Annotated in this window: 10 protein-coding genes; 1 reads left to right on the top strand and 9 read right to left on the bottom strand. The window is 44.5% G+C overall.

What is annotated here, in order from left to right; genetic code table 11:
• Window positions 1-180, top strand: a 180-nt coding sequence (locus E5983_RS07505; protein ID WP_202056368.1) for a transposase, incomplete at its 5' end; no start/stop codon positions are given.
• Window positions 181-298: 118 nt separating this feature from the next.
• Here E5983_RS07505 and rpmB read toward each other — a convergent pair.
• The 9 genes from rpmB to E5983_RS07460 all read right to left on the bottom strand — a co-directional run bounded on the left by rpmB (window position 299) and on the right by E5983_RS07460 (window position 7,677).
• Complete coding sequence (gene rpmB / locus E5983_RS07500) at window positions 299-487, bottom strand: 50S ribosomal protein L28 (protein ID WP_002885786.1); 189 nt, start codon at window positions 485-487, stop codon at window positions 299-301.
• 89 nt (window positions 488-576) lie between these two features.
• Window positions 577-1,011, bottom strand: coding sequence for a threonine/serine exporter family protein (locus E5983_RS07495; protein ID WP_160333250.1), 435 nt, complete (start codon window positions 1,009-1,011; stop codon window positions 577-579).
• A 10-nt stretch (window positions 1,012-1,021) separates the two neighbouring features.
• Window positions 1,022-1,771 (bottom strand): threonine/serine exporter family protein, encoded by a 750-nt coding sequence (locus E5983_RS07490; protein WP_160333249.1) that lies wholly within the window; start codon window positions 1,769-1,771, stop codon window positions 1,022-1,024.
• Window positions 1,772-1,792: 21 nt separating this feature from the next.
• Entirely contained in the window at window positions 1,793-2,521 is a 729-nt protein-coding gene (locus E5983_RS07485; protein WP_160333248.1) for a gamma-glutamyl-gamma-aminobutyrate hydrolase family protein, read from the bottom strand.
• 121 nt (window positions 2,522-2,642) lie between these two features.
• A complete protein-coding gene (locus E5983_RS07480; RefSeq protein ID WP_160333247.1) occupies window positions 2,643-3,764 on the bottom strand; it encodes an aminotransferase in 1,122 nt (373 codons plus the stop codon).
• 194 nt (window positions 3,765-3,958) lie between these two features.
• Complete coding sequence (locus E5983_RS07475; RefSeq protein ID WP_160333246.1) at window positions 3,959-4,759, bottom strand: ABC transporter ATP-binding protein; 801 nt, start codon at window positions 4,757-4,759, stop codon at window positions 3,959-3,961.
• A 12-nt stretch (window positions 4,760-4,771) separates the two neighbouring features.
• Window positions 4,772-5,668, bottom strand: a complete 897-nt coding sequence (locus E5983_RS07470) for an ABC transporter permease (RefSeq protein WP_160333245.1) — start codon at window positions 5,666-5,668, stop codon at window positions 4,772-4,774.
• 63 nt (window positions 5,669-5,731) lie between these two features.
• The gene (locus E5983_RS07465) at window positions 5,732-6,706 is read right to left on the bottom strand and encodes an ABC transporter substrate-binding protein (protein WP_160333244.1); all 975 of its coding nucleotides are present in this window, start codon (window positions 6,704-6,706) and stop codon (window positions 5,732-5,734) included.
• Between the two features lie 11 nt (window positions 6,707-6,717).
• The gene (locus tag E5983_RS07460) at window positions 6,718-7,677 is read right to left on the bottom strand and encodes an ABC transporter substrate-binding protein (protein WP_160333243.1); all 960 of its coding nucleotides are present in this window, start codon (window positions 7,675-7,677) and stop codon (window positions 6,718-6,720) included.
• Between the last annotated feature and the right edge of the window lie 493 nt (window positions 7,678-8,170).

The raw sequence follows: 8,170 nt of genomic DNA, 5'->3' as shown, positions 1-8,170 counted from the left end.
AGTCGTCTAAAAGTATTGTGCGAAGAACAAGGACATAAACTCTTGCCTCTTCCCCCCTACTCACCTGAGTATAATCCTATTGAAAACACATGGGCTCATATGAAAAAACACCTCAGAAAAGTATTGCCCAGTTATGACAATTTTCTGGATGCTTTGTTGTCTTGTTCTTGTTTCAAATGACTATAATTTTGAAAAAAATTAGTTCTGTCCCACTCCCCTAGTCCCAGCCTCATACTAGCTCCTCCTAAAAGCCCAATAAAAAGGAGATTGGAAATCCAACCTCTTTTTCAAGTTTTTATTAAACGCGTTCAACTTTACCTGATTTAAGCGCACGAGCTGAAGCCCAAACCTTTTTCGGTTTACCGTCAACCAAAATTGTAACTTTTTGAAGATTTGGTTTAACAGCACGTTTTGTTTTGTTCATCGCATGAGAGCGGTTATTACCAGATACAGTTTTACGACCTGTAAAATAACATACTTTTGCCATCTTGTCATTCCTCCTATTTAGTTTTAAGGGTTCTACACCACATACCGTAAAATATTACCATACTTTCCATTATTTGGCAAGATATCAACTCATCTTTTTCCAATTTTTCTCCCTAAGAAGACCAATCCTTCTGCTAAAACAAAACCAAGGGCCAAGGAAAAACAAATGAGTAGGGTCCTGACAAAAAAGGACTGGCCCTGCAAAACATCCCCCTGGGCAAAATAGCGCATAGACGTAGCAATGGTACCCCCAGGGACCAGAGAGATCATACAGGGGATGGACAAGATATTAACTGGCGTCCCAATGCGTTTGGCAAAAACATTGGACAAAACACCAATCATCAAGCTAGCCACCAAATTGGCCAACCAAATCCCACCAGTCAAATCTAGAATCAGCAGATAGGCAATCCAGGCCAGACCACCGGTCAGAGCTGAACTCAACAAGGTCTGGCGTGGAGCATTAACCATCATGCCATAGCCCAAACTCCCACACAGACTCAACAGAAATCCTAAGAAAAAGCTCATCACTCACCTCCTAGATCAAGGCCTGAAACAAGAGATTGGCCATCATTACCCCACCGCCAATAGCTGTCGCAATCAGCAGAGCATTAACAGCTCGGACCAAACCTGAAATGGTATGACCACCTAAAAGCTCTCTCAAGGAATTGGTCAGAGCCACCCCAGGAACCAGGGGCATTAAGGAAGAAATCAGAAGCACTTCAAAGGTCTGACCCCAGCCTAGATGGTAAAAACCATTGGTCAGCATCGAAATCATAAAGGCGGATAAGCCCACAGCCAAATAAGGGGGAACCATCCAGCGGCTGGCCTCGCGATTCAAGAAATGGGCAAAAATCCCTAGGAAAAAGGTCAATAGAAAATCAGAGAAGGGAGCCAAGTCAACCAAGTTGGGAGCCATGGATACAAAACCAGCTCCCAAATACTGTTGCCAGAGAGGAAAATGAGGGACTCCTTGAGAGAGCCGCTCCACCTCTCGAGTAAACGTTTCAAAATCAATCTGCCCTTGGGAAAGTTGACGGGATAAATGATTGAGGTCATGTACCATCTGCAGGTCAACCTGGTAGCGAGGAACCTTGACCACATAAGAGCGTCCACTGTCCTGATTCACTAATAAGATCGATGTCATCGTCACATGGCAAATCACAGGAACCCCGACAGCCTTTCCGACATAATCAATTGTCGATTCGACACGTCCTGTCTCGGCCCCACTGGACAACATTAAATAGGCAAATTGACCCGCAACTTCCAGTAGCTCTTTTTCCTGCATGACCCCACTCCACCTTGTTTTCTATTTCTGCGCCGCTTGAATCAAACCTGCAAATAACTGATTCATCAGAGGGACGGAAGTATGAAGCATTTCTGGATGCCATTGAACCCCCAAATAGAAGGGATAATCTTCATGTTCAATCGCTTCCACAATCCCATCTGCTGAAAAAGCCGTCGCCTTAAAGCCTTGCCCCAACTCACGAACTGCCTGGTGGTGGAAGGTGTTAACCATCACATGATTTTCCCCCATCAGCTCGTGTAACTGGCTACCTTCTTCAATATCCACCAGATGAGTCACCAACTCTGGTGAATGTCCCTGAAGATGTTTGATTTCAACATCCTGCATATAGGAAAGATCTTGCCAAAGACTACCGCCGTGTAGGACATTCATAACCTGCATCCCACGGCAAATCCCTAATACAGGGATCCCTTTGGCCAAGGCCTTTTCCACCAAGAGGGAGTCAAACCAGTCTCGCAATTCCCAGGTTTCACCAATTTTTTGCATAGGCTCTTCTCCATAATATTGAGGCGTCACATCATGACCCCCAGATAGAATTAAGCCATCTAGTTGATCGATATAGGTTGACAGAACTTCTTCATCATCAACAACCGGTAAGATAAACGGAATTCCTCCATTTTGAAGAACCGACTGCACATAATCTTCGTTGACATAGGCCCGCCGGTAACCTTCCGAAGAACCATAGCTGGTCAACAGAACACTTCCCGAAATTCCAATAAGAGGTCTTTTCATGTCACTTACTCCTTATTTTCTGAAAAACCTATCCTATATCATACCACTTTCTATTCCATTTTGAAACAACTCTGATTCCTACGGATATCGGGGGCTTCGACTGGTACTCCCCAAACACATTTTAGGCATCGTACTGCCGCAAAAATTGAGACAGTCTCACCAATCCCTGCTCTAAAATATCGGTCTGCGTGCAGTAGCCCAAGCGAGCATAGCCAGGCTTATCAAAGCGATTCCCAGGGACCAGAAGGACCCCTTGTTCTTGCAGGAGTCGGATGCAGAAGATCTCCGTATCCTCGGGAATATCCAATTTTATAAAGGAGGTGGAAACATGTCGAGGGAAAATAACCGAAACCCGTGGTTCCTGTTCCACCCATTTTTTAACAAGCTCAAGATTACGATAGACAATCGAGCGATTCCGTTCCAGGACCAAGTCCCGATGCCGGAGGACATGGGTTGCTAGAAAGTCATCAAAAACCCCTGCACAAATCATTGTGTAATCGCGGTATTTCCGGAAACGATCAGACAAGTCCGCATTCGCAACCACCCAACCAACACGAACGCCGGGAACAGAATAGGTCTTAGACAAGCTGTTAGTAGAGATTCCCCTTTCATAGAGATCCACAATAGCTGGTATCTCCAGCCCCTCTTCTAAGGGTTGGTAGACCTCATCCGCCAAGATATAAGCTCCCACCTCACGCGCAATCTTCACCAACTCCTCCAAATAAGCTCGATCCATGATGGCTCCCGTTGGATTATTGGCATTGTTGATGCAAATCAACTTGGTCTGGGGCCGAATCAAACTCCGCAACTCCTCTAGAGACGGGAGCCACCCCTGCTCCTCCTGAATCTGCCAAAGGCTGACCTCAGCCCCAAAGGATCGCGGAATATCCACCAATTGCTGGTAGGTTGGGTACATGGAGATCACATGATCTCCCAGCTCCACCAAGGCATACAAAGCCAAATGATTCGCCCCCGTAGCCCCATTGGTTTGGAGAATTTGAGTTGGTTGAACCCCTTGATAGAGTTTGGCCACTTCCTCCTTGAACTCGGGCGACCCTTCGATCCACCCATAGTTCATCGTTTTCCCTAAAACCTGGGCTAACAGAGTTTCCTTACCCACATCTCCCAGCTCTAGAATCTCGTCCAAGGTCATCGACGCGATGGACGAACCGGCAATATCGTAAACAGCATCATTCTCCCAGACATTTAGCCATTCCTCAACCCCAAATGCTTGAATGTCCATAGTTTTTCTCCTTTTTTCTTATTATAAAAGAAGGAAGTAGGCTTGCGCAATCTACTTCTTTCAAAGACGAATACTCTTTCTGCATGTCTTCACACATCGTTAGTTTGCCCTTGGCTCATTTTCGTGATGCTAGCTCCTCTGTACTAAAAGCAAAGAAACCTGATTCATCAATTGAGATGACTCAGGTTTCTTTGTTATAGCATCATTTCGTCATCAACCAAGGCTTGGCCACTGTTTTTGTGGAAGAGATCCAAGAGGTTTTGGACGGTAAGGTTAGCTTTTTCTTCCCCTTTGACGTCCACAACAATGCGACCTTGATGGAGCATCACCAAGCGGTTTCCATACTCGATGGCATTTTCCATATTGTGGGTGATCATCAAAGCTGTTAGCTTGTCTTTTTCGACAATTTTTTTGGTCAAATCCATCACCATATCACTGGTTTTAGGATCCAAGGCAGCTGTGTGCTCATCTAGAAGCAAAACCTTTGGTTTTACCAAGGAAGCCATCAACAGCGTTAGGGCTTGGCGTTGGCCTCCGGATAGGAATTGGGTGTCCACTTTCATCCGGTTTTCCAAGCCCAAACCAAGTTCTTTCAAGGCTTCTTTAAAAATTTTCCGTTCAGAATCTTTAACTCCCCAGCTGAGGCCGCGTTTTTGACCACGGCGATAGGCTACAGCCATGTTTTCTTCAATTGTCAAACGTGAGGCTGTTCCCATTTTGGGATCTTGGAATACACGACTGATGTCAACAGCCCGTTTCGCAGCAGATACCGTCTTGATGGATTTCCCTTCTAGAAGAATGTCTCCTGAGTCAACCAACAAAGTTCCGGCCAGGGTATTCATCAAAGTTGATTTCCCTGCCCCGTTTCCACCGATAATGGAGATGAAATCTCCTTCTTCAACCTCGAGGTTCATTCCCCGAAGAACATGGTTTTCATTGATGGTTCCAGCTTCGAAGGTTTTATGAATATCTTGAATGGATAAAATACTTGTCATCTTGCTGTCCTCCTATGCCGTTTTGTCTGTCACATTAATCTTACGCACGCACAACTTCTTTTGAATTTCTGGTACAAAAAGCACCACTGCCAAGAGAGTTGCTGAGAAGAGTTTCACAAGATCCGCATCCATACCTGGAATTTCCAAGATAGCCAAGATAATCAGGCGGTAGATCACTGAACCCAAGACAACTGAAAGAAGACGCCAACCAATGCGCAGATTGCGTAGAATAACTTCTGCAATAATCACAGAAGCCAAGCCGATAACGATGGTACCAGTCCCTGAGTTCAAATCCGCAAAGCCATTGTTCTGTGTGAGCAAGGCACCACTCAAAGCAATCAGCCCATTCGATAGCATGTAGCCATAAATTTTCATACGGTTAACATTGATTCCATTGGCCTCACTCATCGGAATATTATCCCCCGTTGAGCGCAGCGCCAAACCAATCTGCGTATTCATCAACAAAGTTAACAAGAGAATCACAACAGCCACAAAGAGACTTCCGATAATGAGAACAGCTGTTGTTTTGCTCAAACCCAGACCCTGCAGTTGAGTAACCAGAGTCTCCTGGCGAAGCAGAGCGACATTGGCCTTACCTAAAATCTTTAAGTTAATGGAATACAAACCAGTTAGGGTAACAATCCCTGTCAAAAGAGCTGGGATTTTCATCTTGGTATGGAGAAGTCCGGATACCAAACCAGCTCCCATTCCGGCCACAAAGGCCAACAAGGTTGCAAGTAGAGGGTTCATCCCCCCAACAATTCCTGTGGCAGCCACAGCTGCCCCAAGGGGATAAGCTCCCTCAGCCGTCAAATCGGCAATATCCAAAATTCGATAGGTCACATACACACCAATGGCCATAATCGACCATAGAAGTCCCTGTGACACACTTGATAAAATAAGATCCACGTTCTACTCCTTTTAGAGGATTAGAGAACAGTTCACTACTGTCCCTAATCCCAACAATTTCACCTAATCTTTTACAGTTAATTTACTTGTATCAATTCCCAGTTTCTTAGCCATCTCTTCATTGACATGAAGGCTAACGGTTTCTGGATATTCCACAGCCATCTCAGCTGGCTCTGCCCCTTCTAGGATTTTCAAAGCCATCTTGGCTGTTTGCCGTCCCAAAGCTTCATAGTTGGTTCCATAAGTTAGGAGACCACCCTCATCCACCATGTCTGTCGAACCACCAATTACAGGAACCTTGTTGCTAACAGAAAGTTCACCAATCATGGTCATGGTTGAAGCTACCGTGTTATCTGTTGGAATGAAGACAGCATCCACATCCTTCATCAAGCTGGTAACCGCATCCTGCACCTCATTGGTATTTGAAATCCCCTTCAAGACCACCTTATAGCCCGCTTTTTCGAGCAAAGGTTGAGCTGTTTCGACCTGCACTTCCGAATTCCGTTCACTTGTGTTATAAAGAATTCCAACTGTTTTGGCATTCGGCACAGCTTGTCCCAATAATTGAACTTGTTTGTCAATCGGTGCCTGGTCACTGGTACCTGTCAAAAAACCTCCTGGCTTTTTGATGGATTCTACCAAATCAGCCGATAGGGGATCTGTAACCGCCGTGAAAAGAACCGGTGTGTCTGTTGAAGCTGTGGCCAAACTTTGAGCTGCTGGAGTTGCAATCGCCAGAATCAAGTCATTGTTGCTCGCCAGTTGCTCCGAAATCGTTTGGAGATTGGCTTGGTCTCCTTGGGCATTTTGATAATCCAAGGTGAGCTTCTCACCCTCTTTATAACCATTGTCAGCCAACTCGGCTTCAAAGCCTTCCCGAGCTGCAGTTAGGGAATCATGCTCCATGTACTGAAGAATCCCAACTTTGACACCCTTCGCATTTCCAGATTGGCTTTGAGTGCTCGAACAAGCCGCCAAACCAAGAGCTGCCAGACCGATTAATGAGGTTATGAATAAATATTTTCCAATTTTTTTCATAGATTCTTCCTTTATTTCTCTAAAGCTTTAATGGTTTCTGGATCAATTTCCAGAACCTTAGCCATCTCTTCATTCACTGCAATACTTGCTTTTTCAGGTGCTTTCACCGCTAAATCAGCCGGTTTTTCCCCTTTCAAGATATCAACCGCCAATTCACCAGCTTGAACACCAATCGCATGGTAGTCTACCCCGTAAGTAAAGAGGGCTGCGTCAATCACAGCATTGTCTCCTCCCATAGCAGGGACTTTCGCTTCTTTCAATACATCCCCAATAGTACCAGCTGTCGAAGCAACTGTCGTATCGATTGGGAAGTAGATGGCATCTACTTGTCCTGCCAGCGAAGTAACCGCTTGTTGAACATCATTGGTTGTTGTTACTGTTTTGATAACAACTTTAATTCCCTTATCTTTTAAGATTTTCTCTGCCTCTTTGGCTTGAGATTCTGAATTGACTTCACTGGAGTTGTAGAAAATACCCACCGTTTTCGCATTCGGAACGACTTTCAACAACATCTCTAATTGTCCTTTAACATCCGCAGAATCCGTTGAGCCCGTCATGCTTCCACCAGGTTTTTCCAAAGAATCCACCAAACCAGCTGCAATCGGATCAGTAACAGCTGTAAAGACCGATGGTGTTTCAGCATCCACACTCAACAAAGATTGGGCTGCTGGCGTCGCAATGGCAAAGTTCACATCATTTTTTCCGCTCAACTGCTCGACCATGGTTTGGAGATTAGCCTGATCTCCTTGAGCATTTTGAAGGTCTACCTTTAGGTTGTCCCCTTCTTTGTAGCCAGCTTTTTCAAGAGCTTCCATAAAGCCTTGACGTGTTGAAGTTAGGGCTTCATGTTCTGCGTATTGGATAATCCCAACCTTAGTCTCTCCATTCTGACCACTTGATGCTGAGCAAGCTGCTAACGTTACCGCGGATAAAAAGGCTACCGAACCTGTTAAAAACTTCTTAAATCGCATATTCATTTCTCCTCTTTGTCTTTTCCTTAAATGAGAACTTGGATACAAAAAACGGGACCGTTTCTGCTATCTAAACGGCCCCTTTTCAATTCAACTGTATGAAGAAACAGACTGATTTGACCTGCCACCTAGATATTCCATCTATGCAGGTACAGTCAAAACTACCACAGCTACATAGATACAAACGAAACGTTTCGTGTTTGTATCCATGAAACTAGGCTACAAACACTATCTAAAAGTAGCTGTAGAAATATGTATGATTCACTGCTGTTGTTTGGCTAGTTCTCAACATACCGTAGTTTTCCTTTCTCCATTTTTAAGGTTAAGGATATGGTAAACTATTTTGGAAAAGGTGTCAAGCCTTTTTCAGCTTTTTTTCCAATTTTTCTCCTCCAATAGACATAATTATAAAAGATGCTAAATTTCAAGTTGAAGTTAGCCACCATTAAGAAATTCCTTTGGTGACTTGTAGTCCAAACATTTTTTAGGATAA

This window comes from Streptococcus danieliae (assembly GCF_009767945.1).
GTDB classification, from domain to species: domain Bacteria; phylum Bacillota; class Bacilli; order Lactobacillales; family Streptococcaceae; genus Streptococcus; species Streptococcus danieliae.
Note: the sequence above shows the minus strand (reverse complement) of the source record. Positions and strands in the feature narration are given on the sequence as shown.

Excerpts from the sequence above, each read along its gene's own strand:
- E5983_RS07480 (WP_160333247.1), bottom strand. The coding sequence starts at position 3,764 with ATGGACATTCAAGCATTTGGGGTTGAGGAATGGCTAAATGTCTGGGAG.
- E5983_RS07460 (WP_160333243.1), bottom strand. The coding sequence starts at position 7,677 with ATGCGATTTAAGAAGTTTTTAACAGGTTCGGTAGCCTTTTTATCCGCG.
- E5983_RS07475 (WP_160333246.1), bottom strand. The coding sequence starts at position 4,759 with ATGACAAGTATTTTATCCATTCAAGATATTCATAAAACCTTCGAAGCT.
- E5983_RS07490 (WP_160333249.1), bottom strand. The coding sequence starts at position 1,771 with ATGCAGGAAAAAGAGCTACTGGAAGTTGCGGGTCAATTTGCCTATTTA.
- E5983_RS07485 (WP_160333248.1), bottom strand. The coding sequence starts at position 2,521 with ATGAAAAGACCTCTTATTGGAATTTCGGGAAGTGTTCTGTTGACCAGC.
- E5983_RS07465 (WP_160333244.1), bottom strand. The coding sequence starts at position 6,706 with ATGAAAAAAATTGGAAAATATTTATTCATAACCTCATTAATCGGTCTG.
- rpmB (WP_002885786.1), bottom strand. The coding sequence starts at position 487 with ATGGCAAAAGTATGTTATTTTACAGGTCGTAAAACTGTATCTGGTAAT.
- E5983_RS07495 (WP_160333250.1), bottom strand. The coding sequence starts at position 1,011 with ATGAGCTTTTTCTTAGGATTTCTGTTGAGTCTGTGTGGGAGTTTGGGC.